General features: G+C 44.6%; 13 protein-coding genes and 2 tRNA genes. 9 read left to right on the top strand and 6 right to left on the bottom strand.

Annotated elements, in window-relative coordinates; translation table 11 throughout:
• Positions 1-248 (top strand): NPXTG-anchored protein (locus DW015_RS13280; protein ID WP_147338129.1); only part of this gene is annotated, 248 nt, incomplete at its 5' end.
• A 507-nt stretch (positions 249-755) separates the two neighbouring features.
• Positions 756-2,360: a phosphoenolpyruvate carboxykinase (ATP) gene (pckA, locus tag DW015_RS02145; protein WP_117903849.1), complete on the top strand. Its 1,605-nt coding sequence runs from the start codon at positions 756-758 to the stop codon at positions 2,358-2,360.
• Positions 2,361-2,541: 181 nt separating this feature from the next.
• Here pckA and DW015_RS02140 read toward each other — a convergent pair.
• Both DW015_RS02140 and DW015_RS02135 read right to left on the bottom strand, forming a co-directional pair.
• Positions 2,542-2,631, bottom strand: a tRNA-Ser gene (locus DW015_RS02140).
• Positions 2,632-2,653: 22 nt separating this feature from the next.
• Positions 2,654-2,742: transfer RNA gene (locus tag DW015_RS02135), tRNA-Ser, on the bottom strand.
• 245 nt (positions 2,743-2,987) lie between these two features.
• On the opposite strand from DW015_RS02135, the gene ilvB reads away from it, so the two are divergent.
• From ilvB to ilvC, 3 genes are all read left to right on the top strand, one after another.
• Positions 2,988-4,613 (top strand): biosynthetic-type acetolactate synthase large subunit, encoded by a 1,626-nt coding sequence (gene ilvB / locus DW015_RS02130; protein ID WP_117903848.1) that lies wholly within the window; start codon positions 2,988-2,990, stop codon positions 4,611-4,613.
• A 118-nt stretch (positions 4,614-4,731) separates the two neighbouring features.
• Positions 4,732-5,229: an acetolactate synthase small subunit gene (gene ilvN / locus DW015_RS02125; RefSeq protein ID WP_022287490.1), complete on the top strand. Its 498-nt coding sequence runs from the start codon at positions 4,732-4,734 to the stop codon at positions 5,227-5,229.
• Between the two features lie 68 nt (positions 5,230-5,297).
• Entirely contained in the window at positions 5,298-6,323 is a 1,026-nt protein-coding gene (ilvC, locus tag DW015_RS02120) for a ketol-acid reductoisomerase (protein WP_041337504.1), read from the top strand.
• 101 nt (positions 6,324-6,424) lie between these two features.
• On the opposite strand, the gene DW015_RS02115 is transcribed toward ilvC, so the two are convergent.
• The 4 genes from DW015_RS02115 to DW015_RS02100 are packed head-to-tail and all read right to left on the bottom strand — an operon-like array spanning position 6,425 to position 9,397.
• Positions 6,425-6,919 carry a hypothetical protein gene (locus tag DW015_RS02115; protein WP_117903846.1) on the bottom strand — a complete coding sequence of 165 codons (495 nt, stop codon included), beginning with the start codon at positions 6,917-6,919 and terminating at the stop codon, positions 6,425-6,427.
• Positions 6,919-7,587, bottom strand: coding sequence for a tRNA (guanosine(46)-N7)-methyltransferase TrmB (gene trmB, locus DW015_RS02110; protein WP_041337508.1), 669 nt, complete (start codon positions 7,585-7,587; stop codon positions 6,919-6,921). The genes DW015_RS02115 and trmB overlap by 1 nt, the downstream gene beginning before the upstream one ends.
• 18 nt (positions 7,588-7,605) lie before the next feature.
• Complete coding sequence (locus DW015_RS02105; RefSeq protein ID WP_117903844.1) at positions 7,606-8,142, bottom strand: hypothetical protein; 537 nt, start codon at positions 8,140-8,142, stop codon at positions 7,606-7,608.
• Positions 8,143-8,155: 13 nt separating this feature from the next.
• Positions 8,156-9,397, bottom strand: a complete 1,242-nt coding sequence (locus tag DW015_RS02100; protein WP_181979813.1) for a galactokinase family protein — start codon at positions 9,395-9,397, stop codon at positions 8,156-8,158.
• 416 nt (positions 9,398-9,813) lie between these two features.
• Between DW015_RS02100 and iorA the strand changes: the two genes are divergently transcribed.
• The 4 genes from iorA (at position 9,814) to DW015_RS02080 (ending at position 14,014) form a co-directional block, all read left to right on the top strand.
• Complete coding sequence (gene iorA, locus DW015_RS02095) at positions 9,814-11,541, top strand: indolepyruvate ferredoxin oxidoreductase subunit alpha (RefSeq protein ID WP_117903843.1); 1,728 nt, start codon at positions 9,814-9,816, stop codon at positions 11,539-11,541.
• Positions 11,542-11,569: 28 nt separating this feature from the next.
• A complete protein-coding gene (locus DW015_RS02090; RefSeq protein WP_022287481.1) occupies positions 11,570-12,145 on the top strand; it encodes an indolepyruvate oxidoreductase subunit beta in 576 nt (191 codons plus the stop codon).
• Positions 12,145-12,642, top strand: coding sequence for an HD domain-containing protein (locus tag DW015_RS02085; RefSeq protein ID WP_117903841.1), 498 nt, complete (start codon positions 12,145-12,147; stop codon positions 12,640-12,642). The genes DW015_RS02090 and DW015_RS02085 overlap by 1 nt, the downstream gene beginning before the upstream one ends.
• Positions 12,643-12,706: 64 nt before the next feature.
• Positions 12,707-14,014, top strand: a complete 1,308-nt coding sequence (locus DW015_RS02080) for a phenylacetate--CoA ligase (RefSeq protein ID WP_117903839.1) — start codon at positions 12,707-12,709, stop codon at positions 14,012-14,014.
• The last annotated feature ends 11 nt before the right edge of the window (positions 14,015-14,025 follow it).

Genomic DNA, 14,025 nt, shown 5'->3' with positions numbered 1-14,025 from the left:
CTTCTTCACAGCCTGACAGCGTAAGCAGTTCTGATGCTTCGTCAGATACGAGCAGTTCTGCTTCCGACAGCTCATCTTCTGACAACAAGGCAACTGACAGCAAGGCAACTGACAGCAAGTCAGACAGCAGCTCAAAGGCAGCTTCAAACGCTTCAAACACAAACCCATCGACCGGCGTTGCAGGCGGAGCATTTGCTCTTGCACTTCTGAGCGGTGCGGCTGTGGTCATGGCTAAGAAGAAAAAGTAAATAAGATCTCCCCTATTGTTGATATTTCGGAGAAGGGCAGTTCCTTGTGGACTGCCTTTTTTCTGTTTGCAGGGAAGCGGGATTTGCCTGCATAATTTGGGGCGTTTTTTTGCAAAGAAGTATAAAAATGCAATTATTTTATATCGATAATGCAAAACGGTCTGCATAAGCCTGAGCTAACCCTTGACAATAGTCAATATCTTTTATTATCTATTTTATACCATGAAATTACATTTATTCATAAAAAATCATCATAGATTTAAACGAAATGTAAAAAATCAGCTCACAAAATCTGCGTTTACCCTTGCAATTCAGAAAAATATGTGGTATAATTATATTGCTGTAATAGGAGCACAGCATGAAATGCTGACAGTGTGTTTTCAATTGTCAGATGAATTTCTGTATAGCTTATGCTTTATAATAAGGAAAGAAAATGAATGCTTCAGCGTGTGCTGTTTCATTATAGCGCCTATTAACGATATTTTTTTGAAAAGGAGTTATTGCAACATGTCAAAGATCGATTTGAGCAAGTACGGTATCACCGGAACTACAGAAGTTGTTTACAACCCTTCTTACGAGCAGCTGTTCGAGGAAGAAACAAAGCCAACACTCGAAGGCTATGAAAAGGGTCAGGAAAGTGAGCTTGGCGCAGTAAACGTTATGACAGGCGTTTATACAGGCCGTTCACCTAAAGATAAGTTCATCGTTATGGACGAAAATTCTAAGGACACTGTTTGGTGGACTTCTGACGAGTACAAGAACGACAACCACCCAGCTTCTCAGGAGGCTTGGAAGTCTGTTAAGGAACTCGCTATCAAGGAACTTTCAAATAAGAGACTTTTCGTAGTTGACGCATTCTGCGGCGCTAACAAGGATACAAGAATGGCTATCCGTTTCATCGTTGAGGTTGCTTGGCAGGCTCACTTTGTAACAAATATGTTCATCAAGCCAACTGCTGAGGAGCTTGAGAACTTTGAGCCTGACTTCGTTGTATACAACGCTTCAAAGGCTAAGGTAGAGAACTATAAGGAGCTTGGTCTTAACTCTGAGACAGCAGTTATGTTCAACATCACAAGCCGTGAGCAGGTAATCATCAACACTTGGTACGGCGGAGAGATGAAGAAGGGTATGTTCTCAATGATGAACTACTTCCTTCCACTCAAGGGCATGGCTTCAATGCACTGCTCAGCTAACACAGATAAGAACGGTGAGAACACAGCTATCTTCTTTGGTCTGTCCGGTACAGGTAAGACAACACTTTCTACAGACCCTAAGAGACTTCTTATCGGTGACGACGAGCACGGCTGGGACGACAACGGAGTATTCAACTTCGAGGGCGGCTGCTATGCTAAGGTAATCAACCTTGATAAGGAATCTGAGCCTGATATCTACAACGCTATCAGAAGAGATGCTCTTCTTGAGAACGTAACTCTTGACGAGAACGGCAAGATCGACTTTGCTGATAAGAGCGTTACAGAGAACACTCGTGTATCTTATCCTATCGACCACATCAAGAACATTGTAAGACCTATTTCTTCTGCACCTGCTGCAAAGAACGTTATCTTCCTTTCAGCAGACGCATTTGGCGTACTGCCTCCAGTATCTATCCTCACACCAGAGCAGACACAGTATTACTTCCTCTCTGGCTTTACTGCAAAGCTTGCAGGTACAGAGCGTGGAATCACTGAGCCTACACCAACATTCTCAGCTTGCTTCGGTCAGGCTTTCCTTGAGCTTCACCCAACAAAGTATGCTGAAGAGCTTGTTAAGAAGATGGAGAAGAGCGGTGCTAAGGCATACCTGGTAAACACAGGTTGGAACGGCACAGGCAAGAGAATCTCTATCAAGGATACTCGTGGAATTATCGACGCTATCCTTAACGGCGATATTCTCAACGCACCTACAAAGAAGATACCACACTTTGACTTTGAAGTTCCAACAGAGCTTCCAGGCGTTGATCCTGCAATTCTCGATCCTCGTGACACATATGCTGACGCTTCCGAGTGGGAGACAAAGGCTAAGGATCTTGCAAGCAGATTTGTTAAGAACTTTGCTAAGTATGAGGGCAACCCAGCAGGTAAGGCTCTTGTATCTGCAGGTCCAAAGGAATAATCAATAACTCTGATACTATTATATAGTATAAAAGCTGCTGTGCCTTTTGGTACGGCAGCTTTTTTGTGCAAAAAAATACCACAGAGGACAAAAGCTTCTCTGCAGCATTTTAGTATTTATGCAATAAAAAATCCGCTCTACATAATGTAAAGCGGATACAAGCAAAAGCATATACTTTTGCTGGCGCGGATTGAGAGATTTGAACTCTCGCGCCCGTTTCCAGACCTACTCCCTTAGCAGGGGAGCCCCTTCACCACTTGGGTAAATCCGCAAACCTGTATATATAAAAAATGTGGCGGACAGGGTGGGATTCGAACCCACGGTACGTTGCCGTATCACTGGTTTTCAAGACCAGCTCCTTAAACCACTCGGACACCTGTCCACATTAGTTATTTGTTTTTGTGTCGTTCTCTCTCAGCGACTTAATTATTATAGCACAGTTCATCTGTCTTGTCAACCCCTTTTTCAAATTTTTTTGCGAAATTTTTTTAAGCATAAATATTCCTTCGTATGCTAACGATACTTGACGAAATCTTATAAATATGGTATAATAAATCACAGCTTTGTATGTTTTATCACTTTATATGATAATTTATACATAAAATTTTTTATGGAGGCGACTTTATTATGAAGATGACTGTAAGTCAGGCTATGGTTGAATGTTTGAAAGCTGAGAACGTAAAAGTCGTCTTTGGCTATCCCGGAGCTGCTATCTGTCCTTTCTATGACGCTTTGCTGGATGCTGAAAACGACATCAGGCAGGTGCTTGTGAGACAGGAAGCTAACGGCGGTCATGCGGCTAACGGCTATGCACGAATTTCAGGTAAGCCTGCGGTCTGTATCGCTACATCAGGTCCGGGTGCAACTAATCTTATTACTGCTATTGCTACCGCTTATGCGGATTCTATACCTATCGTGTGCATAACAGGTCAGGTGAATACCGACCAGATAGGCTCTGACGTTTTTCAGGAGGCTGACATTACAGGCTCTGCTGAGCCGTTCGTTAAGCACAGCTATCTTCTCAAAGACCCTGAGGACACTGCAAGAGTTTTCAAGGAAGCTTTCTATATTGCAGGCACCGGCAGACCGGGTCCTGTGCTTATAGATATTCCTATGGACGTTCAGAAGTCTGTTATCGACTTTGAGTATCCTGAAAAGTGCGAGATAAGAAGCTATAAGCCTACCACAAAGGGCAACTACGTTCAGGTAAGGCGTGTAATGGCGGCGTTGGAAGAGGCTGAGAAGCCACTTATCTGTATTGGCGGAGGTGTTTTTGCCGCTCACGCTGAGAATGAGATAAGAGAGCTTGCCGACCTTATGCAGATACCTGTTATCACAACTATGATGGGCATTTCTGTTTTCCCTGATGACGACCAGCTTTTCTGCGGCATGATAGGAACTCACGGTGTTAAAATGGCAAACGCCGCTGTGAACGAGTGCGACGTGCTGTTCCTTGTGGGCGCAAGAGTTGGCGACAGAGCCGTTAAAACACCTTTGGCTCTGGAGAAAACTACTAAGATAATACATATAGATATCGACCCTGCGGAGATAGGCAAGAATATCGGTGCGGACCTGCCTCTCGTTGGCGACGCAAAGCTTGTTTTACAGCAAATGACGGAGCTTGCAAAGCCTATGAAGCACGATGAGTGGATAGCTCACATCAAGACCCTTGGGGGCGAAAGAAAGTATGTTGAGCCTGCAAAGGGTACTGTCAATCCGAGGGTGTTTATCGACAGGCTGGCAAAGAAAATGCCTGCCAACGTTACTGTAGTGGCAGACGTTGGACAAAATCAGATATGGACCTGCACTGAGTATAAATTCTGCAAAGAGGGCAGACTTCTTACCTCAGGCGGCATGGGTACGATGGGCTATTCTGTGCCTGCGGCAATAGGTGCAAAAATGGCTGACAACAGCAGGGCAACAGTTGCTATATGCGGTGACGGAGCTTTTCAGATGTCGTTCATGGAGCTTGCAACAGCCGTTCAGTTCGGCGTTGATATAAAGGTGGTAGTAATGACAAACAACCGCCTTGGCATGGTAAGAGAGCTTCAGACAAACGGCTATCATGACAGACAGACAGCAGTTTTTCTTGACGGCTCTCCTGACTTTATCAAGCTTGCAGAAGCTTATGGCATACCTGCAATGAGAGTTTATGACGATGATACTATGGAAAAGGGCGTCGAAATGCTTGCTGAACATAAGGGTATATGCCTTGTTGAAGTCGTTGTGGATAAGGATATGCCAACATTATAAGGCCAATATTTTAACTATCTGTAGCGTTTACAGTATATAGCGTTTGCGTTCAAGAAATCTTAATAATAAACTGATATAATAAAATATTAAGGAAAGGTTTCCTTATGGAGGTTGATTTATGAAACATACGATCTCAGTTCTTGTAGAAAACCACAGCGGTGTTCTATCAAGAATTTCCGGACTGTTTTCAAGACGTGGGTTCAATATCGAGAGCCTTGCAGTAGGTCCGACTCATGACCCTGACGTTTCAAGAATAACGATAGTTGCTGACGGTGACGAGCATACAGTTGAGCAGATCGAGAAACAGCTCAATAAGCTTATAGAGGTCATCAAGGTAAAGACTTTTGAGGCTAATGAGTATCTCGCAAGAGAGCTTATGATAGTCAAGGTGTCTGCGGTCGCAAACAGACGCAGTGAGATAATGACTATTGCGGATATCACAGGGGCTAAGGTCATGGATATAACGCTTACGACGATGACGTTGGAACTTTGCGACACTTACGCTCACCTTTGCAGATTTGAGGAGGTCATAGCACCTTACGGAATAATCGAAATGGTAAGAACAGGCACTATTGCAATAGAGAAAGGCTCTGATACATTCAACGCAGGCAAATAAACTTTGATTATATAGCCGAAAGGCTACATAAAATAAATCTTAAATTTCTGAATTTGGAGGAATTAACAATGGCACAGGCAAGAATATTCTATCAGCAGGATTGCGACATTAACGTACTCAAGGGTAAGAGAGTTGCCATTATCGGTTACGGTTCACAGGGTCACGCTCATGCACTCAACCTTAAGGAGAGCGGCGTTGACGTAGTAGTAGGTCTTTACGAAGGTTCTAAGAGCTGGGCAAAGGCTGAGCAGCAGGGTCTTACAGTTATGACAACTGAGGAAGCTGCAAAGACATCTGACATCATCATGATCCTTATTCCTGATGAGAAGCAGGCTGCACTTTATAAGAAATCTATCGAGCCATACCTCACAGAGGGTAAGACTCTTGCATTCGCACACGGCTTTAACATTCACTTTGGCTGCATCGTACCACCAAAGAATGTCAATGTTATCATGATCGCACCTAAGGCTCCTGGTCACACAGTACGTTCTGAGTATCAGGCTGGTAAGGGTACACCTTGCCTTATCGCAGTTGAGCAGGACGCAACAGGCAACGCACAGGATATCGGACTTGCATATGCACTTGGTATCGGCGGAGCAAGAGCAGGTGTTCTTGAAACAACATTCAGAACAGAAACAGAGACAGACCTCTTCGGTGAGCAGGCTGTTCTCTGCGGTGGTGTTTGCGCACTTATGCAGGCTGGTTTTGAAACACTTTGCGAAGCCGGTTATGACCCAAGAAACGCATACTTTGAGTGTATCCATGAGATGAAGCTCATCGTTGACCTTATCTATCAGTCAGGTTTTGAGGGCATGAGATATTCTATCTCTAACACAGCTGAGTACGGCGACTACATCACAGGTCCAAAGATCGTTACTGAGGACACTAAGAAGGCTATGAAGAAGGTTCTTTCTGACATTCAGGACGGTACATTCGCTAAGGACTTCCTCCTTGATATGAGCGACGCTGGTTCACAGGTACACTTCAAGGCTATGAGAAAGCTCCATGCTGAGCATCCTTCTGAGAAGGTTGGTAAGGAGATCAGAAAGCTCTACAGCTGGAACAATGATGACGAGAAGCTCATCAACAACTAATTTGCAGATAAATATTATTGCATAAAAAGAGAACGACTTGCAATGCAGGTCGTTCTTTTTATCTCTCTACTCGTTATTGGACTAGGGTTGTTTCTTTGTTGTTAACTTTTACTTGTTTTTACATAAGACCACCCGTCACCGAGGTTATCCTCGCCCCCTGATGAACTTAGGGGTGAGCGGTAAATATAGTAGTGATCGTAAATGGTATAGAATTTCACTGTCAAGCCGTCACAGTCGATATATGTGATATTTCTGCGCTCCAGCTCCTCAAGCTTTTTCTTCACAGACTTGCAGGCATTGTTTTCAGTGAGCGATTTAATGGAGCATTTGCCCTTTGGTAGTGTCGGCTTTTCGCATGAAATGCTTTCTATCATAAACTCCGCAGTGGTCTGAAAGTTAGCCTTATTGTCATTGAAAACGGCTTTTATCTGGCTGTCGGAGCGCATATAGTGCTGATGCCAGAAGCCGAGTGCTGCTGCTAAGATTATGACTATCCAAATTATCCACTTGGCTTTTCTACCTGTTGACCATTTGCGAAGCTTGCCGTCAGCACCCATATCTTCCTCGCTGACAATTGGATTTATATGCTCGCTCATTATTTTACGAACGCCTCCAATCTGTAGATAGGCATACCCATGTCTGAGAATTTCTTCTCATATTCCGTTACGATATTGCCCTCGAAGCCGCTGTTGTGAAGGTCGAGAGAAATGTTTTTAAGTCCGTAATTTGCCGCAGAGAACTCCTCCAAGGAGAACTCAAAGAAGTGCATATTGTCGGTCTTTTGGTATATCTCGCCTTTGTCCACAAGAATACGTCTGTATATTTCAAGAAAAGCTCGGTATGTGAGCCTATGACGTGCATATGTATTTTTAGGATACGGACAGCTAAAGTTAAGGTAGATACACTCCACTGACTTTTCAGGGATAAAGCAATCCAGATATTCAGCCTCGCCCCTTGCAAATCTCAGGTTCGGTATGCCCTCGTCTATAGCCATTTGTGCGGCGTCAACTATAACGTTACTGCTTTTTTCTACTGCAAGGAAATTCTTGTCAGGATTTCTCTTTGCTATCTCTCTTGCAAACTGACCCTTTCCACAGCCTATCTCCAGCACAAGGGGATTGCTGTTTCCGAAGATCTTCTCAAAGTCAATAAGCTGTTTGTTTGATTTGTCCTGAAAATTCTTCTCGTCACGGTCAAGATATAAAATATAATCTCCGCAGGCTTCAAGACGTGCCTCAAGATTTTTCTTTCTTCTCATTCTCATATGGGATAAACTCTCCTGTTATTTATTAGAATATTTGTGCAGAAAATAGTCCTTGTCAGACGTGACCTTTAGCCACTGCACAGCCGACCCTGTAAGCATATTTTCATAAGGATAAACTGTGAGCATGACTTCGGGTGTGTCCTCACCGCTGAAATGAGGGGTCACCTTAAAAGCTATCTCACAGTTGAGCCGTTGGACGACCTCTTCCTCGGTGAGCTTTCTGAAAAGCACTGAGGTGTCCTTTTCGGTGATAGGTATTTTGGTAAACTTCGCCTGATAAATTTTCTTGCCGTCCTTTTTGGTGACAAGTGAAAAGCCATGCTTCACAAGGGTTATCCTTCCGCCATGTTTTTCGTAGTATTCAAGGTTTGAAAAGGTAACACGTCCGTCATTGACAGCTTCACCGGATATCGAAACGCAAAGCCCTTTGTCTGACGCTTTCCCTGCACTCTCCACTCCGAAAGCAAAGGGAAGTCCGTCTATCATTATCTCTCCGCAGGTGGAAAACTGCAACTTCACCTGCTTTTTCTTCAAGCCTGCAAATGGATTTTTCATGACAACTCCTATATTAAAGGTCGATCTGCACGCCGCCAACAGGTCTTATGGACAGCACATAGCATGAGCCTTCACCGAATACTCTCTCCATTTCAGCCTTGAAAGCTTCAAGCTTCTTTTCAGGTACGAACGCTTGGATAGTTCCTGCAAAGCCACCGCCGTGAACTCTGCAAGCACCCTCACCGCCAAGAGCCTGCTTTGCAAGATACAGAGCAAGTGAAAGACCCTGCTCGTTTGGGGCAGAAGAAGCATAGATGTTCTGAAGATATTTGAATGATGAATCGCCTGATTCATTGATAAGGCTCAGGAAAGCGTCAAAGTCGCCCTCTGAAAGTGCGGAAGCTTCCTTGCCAACTCTCTCGTTATCGTCAAAGAAGTGGAGCGCTCTAAGCACAGCTCTGTCACTGCACTTTTCTCTAACAGCACAGATGTTTTCAAGAAGCTGTTCCTTTGTGATCTCTCTCAGCACCTTTTTGCCGAAGAAAGCCGCAACAGACTTCATTTCCGCAGGGATAGCCGCATACTCAGGGGTGAGGTCGGCATGGTTGCCCTTTGTGTCAACGATACACAGTGCGTGACCGCTTTTTGTGAAATCGAACTTTACAGAGTCGATAACAGGGTGCTTTTCGTCAGCAAAGTCGATAGTGATAAATCCGCCTACTGATGAAGCCATTTGGTCCATAAGACCTGACGGCTTGCCAAAATATACATTTTCCGCAAACTGAGCTATCTGAGCTATTTCCACAGCAGATACCTCGCCCTCGTTGTAAAGACCATTGAGGATAGTGCCGATAAGCACTTCATAAGCCGCAGATGAAGAAAGTCCAGAGCCTTTTAGCACGTTTGAAGTAGCATAAGCCTTGAAGCCCCCGACATTGTGACCATTCTTCTTAAAGCCTGCGGACATACCTCTTATAAGTGCCGCAGATGTGTTTTTCTGCTCCTCGTAGATAGTGTCATCATCAACGTTTACAGTGTCCATTGGGAAGCCCTCAGACTGTATGGTAATAACGTTCTCTTCGGTGTCAGGAGCGACAGCAGCAATAACGTCAAGTGAAACGCCTGCCGCAAGGACACAGCCGAAGTTGTGGTCGGTGTGGTTGCCGCCTACCTCAGTTCTGCCCGGAGCTGAGAAGAAAGCAGTTGGCTTTTCACCGAAAAGCTTTTCAAATTCATCTGCAACTCTGTTATATCTTTCTCTCTGAAACGCTGTCATATCGGCAGTGTAGACCTCGTCAAGTGTGTATTTTTTCATTATGTATATCCTCCGAACGTAAATATAAGTATACTTTGTTATTATACAACATTTATGCTCTTTTTTCAAGTACAATTTTTTTAACAAGTGAGGAGGTGAGAATGAGGAATGAGGAATGAGGAGTGAGGAGTGAAAAATGAGAAATTATGGTATCGCATGGCGGCAATTTATTTTTTGTTGCTCAAAACGTGTAAGCTGGCATAAATTTTTGCACAGAAGCTCCCTTGATATTTTATGCAAACTGACAAAATTGCCGTAAGCAAACTTTTTATAACACTCTATTGGTGCTTTAAATCAAAAAAGCTGTTGCATTTTGGTGAAATTTGTGGTATAATTATTTGTGTCTATTTTAATTATTGTTTATTTTTACCGACCACGAAAAAATGGTCGGTGCAGTGAAAGGAAAGATTTATTGTATGAAAAAACTAATGCTTGGAAACGAGGCGTTTGCAAGAGGTCTGTATGAGGCAGGCTGTAAGGTGGTATCATCTTACCCCGGCACTCCGTCAACTGAGATAACAGAAGCTGTTGCAAAATATGACGAGGTATATGCTGAGTGGGCGCCTAATGAAAAGGTGGCAATGGAAGTGGCTCTTGGCGCTTCTATAGGCGGTGCAAGAAGCTTCTGCGGAATGAAGCACGTTGGTCTTAACGTTGCCGCTGACCCTCTTTACACAGCAGGCTACACAGGCGTAACGGCAGGTATGGTAATAGCTGTCGCCGATGACCCTGGTATGCACTCGTCACAGAACGAGCAGGATTCACGTCACCACGCTATCGCTTCTAAGACAATGATGATAGAGCCTTCCGATTCAGGGGAATGCAAGGAGTTTGCTAAGGCTGCTTTCGAGCTTTCTGAAAAGTTCGATGTTCCTGTTATCGTAAGACTTTCCACAAGAGTTTCTCACTCTCAGTCAGCCGTTGAGCTTTGCGAGAGAGAGGAAAGGGAGAATATCCCATATGAAAAGAATATCCAGAAGTATGTTATGATGCCTGGTAACGCTATCCGCCGTCACCCTGTTGTTGAAGCAAGAATGAAAGCTATTGCTGATTATGCTGAAAATTCACCGCTCAACAAGGTAGAGATGAACGATACAAAGATAGGCGTTATCACAAGCGGTATCTCATATCAGTATGCTAAAGAGGCTCTGGGCGACAAGGCTTCATATCTTAAGCTCGGTATCGTAAACCCAATGCCAATTCAGATAATAAAGGACTTTGCTGCAAAGTGCGAAAAGGTCTATGTTATCGAGGAGCTTGACGATGTTATCGAAACACACTGCAAAAAGAACGGCGTGAACGTTATCGGCAAGGAGCTTTTCAGCCTTATGGGCGAGATATCACAGACTATCGTTGCCGAAAAGATACTTGGCGAGAAGCCAGAGTATATCACATTTGAGGATAACGTGCCTGTAAGACCTCCTGTTATGTGTCCGGGATGTCCTCACAGAGGTCTGTTCTATTGCCTGCATAAGCTAGGCGTTATGGTATCAGGCGATATCGGCTGTTACACTCTCGGCGCAACAGCTCCGCTTTGTGCTATGGATTCAACTATCTGCATGGGTGCTTCTATCAGCGGACTTCACGGCTTCAACAAAGCAATAGGCGCAGAGGCAGAGAAGAAGTCTGTTGCCGTTATCGGCGACTCTACATTCATGCACAGCGGTATGACAGGTCTTGTGAACGTTGCATATAACTCCACAAATTCAACTGTTATCATTCTCGATAACTCTATCACAGGTATGACGGGTCATCAGCAGAACCCTACAACCGGTAAAAACCTTAAGGGCGACCCTGCTTATGCCGTTGACCTTGAAATGCTCTGCCATTCACTTGGTATCAAGAGCGTAAGAGTCGTTGACCCATATCACATGGCTGAAACAGAAGCTGTTATCAAGGAAGAGCTTGCCAAGGAAGAACCAAGCGTTATTATTTCAAGACGTCCATGCGCACTTCTTAAATATGTAAAGCACAATCCACCGCTCAAGGTAAACAATGATAAGTGCGTTGGCTGTAAGCAGTGCCTGAAGATAGGCTGTCCTGCTATATCTATCCATGACGGCAAGTGCGTTATCGACCATACACAGTGCGTAGGCTGCGGCATATGCAAGGAAATGTGTAAGCTGGGTGCGATATGCGATTAATGATAACATATATTTCGAGGTGTAAATAATGAAAACAAGATCAATTATGATAGTGGGCGTAGGCGGACAGGGCTCTCTGCTTGCGTCAAGAATAATAGGAAACGTGCTTCTCTCACAGGGCTTTGATGTTAAGGTCAGCGAGGTACACGGAATGAGCCAGCGTGGCGGCTCTGTTGTTACATACGTTAAGTACGGCAGCGAGGTATGCTCGCCTGTAGTTGAAAAAGGCGAAGCTGATATCATCATCAGCTTTGAACAGCTTGAAGCCGCAAGATATGTTTCATATCTCAAGAAGGGCGGACATATCATCACTTCAACTCAGCAGATAGACCCAATGCCTGTTATCACAGGTGCGGCTGTTTATCCTGAGGATATCATAGGCAAGCTTAAAGCAGAGGGCGTTGACGTTATCGCTGTTGACGCACTGGCACTTGCAGAGCAGGCTGGTACTGCAAAGGCTTCAAACGTTGTTCTCATGGGCGTTGTGTCAACTAAAATGGCTTTTGACGAGGACGTTTGGCAGAAGGCTCTTGAAAACTGTGTTCCTGCAAAGTTTCTTGAATTGAATAAAAAGGCGTTCGCTCTCGGCAGAGAGGTAAAATAATGGACGAGATAAGCGGTCTTATCATAAAAATGACCGAGTTTTTCGGCGGCGACCCTAAGCGTATACAGCACTTTATAAAGGTGCATACCTTTGCCCGTGTTATCGGCAGGACAGAGGGGCTTGATATCCGCACTATGTACTGTCTTGACGTTGCGTCGGTGGTGCATGATATAGGCATAAAGCCTGCGGAGGAGAGATATGGCAAGGGTCACTGCGGCGGAAAGCTTCAGGAACAGTTAGGTCCTGAGCCTGCACGGAAAATGCTCACAGAGCTTGACTTTGACGAGGATATCATAGACAGGGTGTGCTTTCTTATCGCACATCATCACACCTATGAGGGCGCCCAGGGGCTTGACTGGCAGATACTCTTGGAAGCAGATTTCCTTGTGAACGCTTTCGAGGACAGCCTTTCCAAAGAGAGCATAAAAAGCTTCCGTGACAAGGTGTTCAAAACGAAAACAGGCATTAAGATGCTTGAAGAAATGTACGGCGTATGATACTTGTGCAAAGTTGATACCCGAGTAATATGACCGAAACCATTTTAACAGGAGGTGTGTTCCAATGGGAAAATATTGGAACGAAGAGATCGAGTGCATGGCGCACGAGGACATGAAAAAGCTCCAGAGCGAAAGACTTGTCAAGCAGGTCAAGCACGTCTGGGACAATGTGCCATACTACAAGAAGCTTATGGAAGAAAAGGGCGTAACGCCTGATGATATCCACGGCATTGAGGACCTGCACAAGCTGCCGTTCATTTCAAAGGCTGATCTGCGTGAGGCTTATCCTTACGGTCTGCTTGCAAAGCCGCTTTCAGAGTGCGTCAGAATACATTCCACAAGCGGAACCACAGGCAAGAGAGTTGTGGCTTTCTACACTCAGCATGATATAGACATTTGGGAAAATTGCTGTGCAAGAGCTATAGTTGCCGCAGGCGGAACAAAAGACGATGTTTGCCACATTGCATATGGCTATGGACTTTTTACAGGGGGAGCAGGTCTTAACGGCGGTTCTCATAAGGTGGGCTGTCTTACTCTGCCAATGTCATCGGGAAACACAGAAAGACAGATACAGTTCATGCAGGATCTCGGTTCTACTATCCTGTGCTGTACTCCGTCATATGCCGCATATATTGGTGAAACTGTAAAGGAAATGGGCATAAAGCCAGAGGAGCTTACACTCAAAGCTGGTATCTTCGGTGCTGAGCCTTGGACGGATGAAATGCGTCACGAAATAGAGGATCTTCTTGGTATCAAGGCTTACGATATCTATGGTCTGACAGAAACAAGCGGTCCCGGCGTAGCTTTCGAGTGCGAAGCACAGTCCGGTATGCACATCAATGAGGACAACTTTATCGCAGAGATAATCGACCCTGACACAGGAGAGGTGCTTCCTGAAGGCTCAAAGGGCGAGCTTGTATTCACAAGTATCACAAAGGGAGCTTTCCCTCTGCTGAGATACAGAACAAGAGATATTTGTATTCTTACAAGAGAGAAATGCTCATGTGGCAGAACTCTCGTCAAAATGTGCAAGCCAATGGGCAGAAGCGACGATATGCTCATCATTAAGGGTGTAAACGTGTTCCCGTCGCAGATAGAGTCAGTGCTTCTTAAGATATCAAAGGCAAGCCCTAACTATCAGATAGTCGTTGACAGGGTGAACAATTCTGATACTTTCGAGATAAGAGTCGAGCTTAATGACGATATGTTCTCTGATACTGTCAAGTCTATCGAGGATCTTGAAAAGAAGATATCCAGCGATATCCATAATATCCTTGGCATCAAGGCGAAGATAAGACTTGTTGAGCCAAAGAGCATTCCACGTTCTGAGGGCAAGGCAGTAAGAGTTATCGACAAGAGAAAGCTTGTCTAAAAGACAGGGGG

Source organism: Ruminococcus sp. AF37-20 (assembly GCF_003460465.1).
GTDB lineage: Bacteria > Bacillota > Clostridia > Oscillospirales > Ruminococcaceae > Hominimerdicola > Hominimerdicola aceti.
The sequence above is the reverse complement of the archived record's forward strand: the minus strand, read 5'-3'. Positions and strand labels throughout refer to the sequence as shown.

Excerpts from the sequence above, each read along its gene's own strand:
- ilvN (WP_022287490.1), top strand. The coding sequence starts at position 4,732 with ATGAAACATACGATCTCAGTTCTTGTAGAAAACCACAGCGGTGTTCTA.
- DW015_RS02090 (WP_022287481.1), top strand. The coding sequence starts at position 11,570 with ATGAAAACAAGATCAATTATGATAGTGGGCGTAGGCGGACAGGGCTCT.
- DW015_RS02105 (WP_117903844.1), bottom strand. The coding sequence starts at position 8,142 with ATGAAAAATCCATTTGCAGGCTTGAAGAAAAAGCAGGTGAAGTTGCAG.
- ilvB (WP_117903848.1), top strand. The coding sequence starts at position 2,988 with ATGAAGATGACTGTAAGTCAGGCTATGGTTGAATGTTTGAAAGCTGAG.
- trmB (WP_041337508.1), bottom strand. The coding sequence starts at position 7,587 with ATGAGAATGAGAAGAAAGAAAAATCTTGAGGCACGTCTTGAAGCCTGC.
- DW015_RS02100 (WP_181979813.1), bottom strand. The coding sequence starts at position 9,397 with ATGAAAAAATACACACTTGACGAGGTCTACACTGCCGATATGACAGCG.
- DW015_RS02080 (WP_117903839.1), top strand. The coding sequence starts at position 12,707 with ATGGGAAAATATTGGAACGAAGAGATCGAGTGCATGGCGCACGAGGAC.
- ilvC (WP_041337504.1), top strand. The coding sequence starts at position 5,298 with ATGGCACAGGCAAGAATATTCTATCAGCAGGATTGCGACATTAACGTA.
- pckA (WP_117903849.1), top strand. The coding sequence starts at position 756 with ATGTCAAAGATCGATTTGAGCAAGTACGGTATCACCGGAACTACAGAA.
- DW015_RS02115 (WP_117903846.1), bottom strand. The coding sequence starts at position 6,919 with ATGAGCGAGCATATAAATCCAATTGTCAGCGAGGAAGATATGGGTGCT.
- DW015_RS02085 (WP_117903841.1), top strand. The coding sequence starts at position 12,145 with ATGGACGAGATAAGCGGTCTTATCATAAAAATGACCGAGTTTTTCGGC.
- iorA (WP_117903843.1), top strand. The coding sequence starts at position 9,814 with ATGAAAAAACTAATGCTTGGAAACGAGGCGTTTGCAAGAGGTCTGTAT.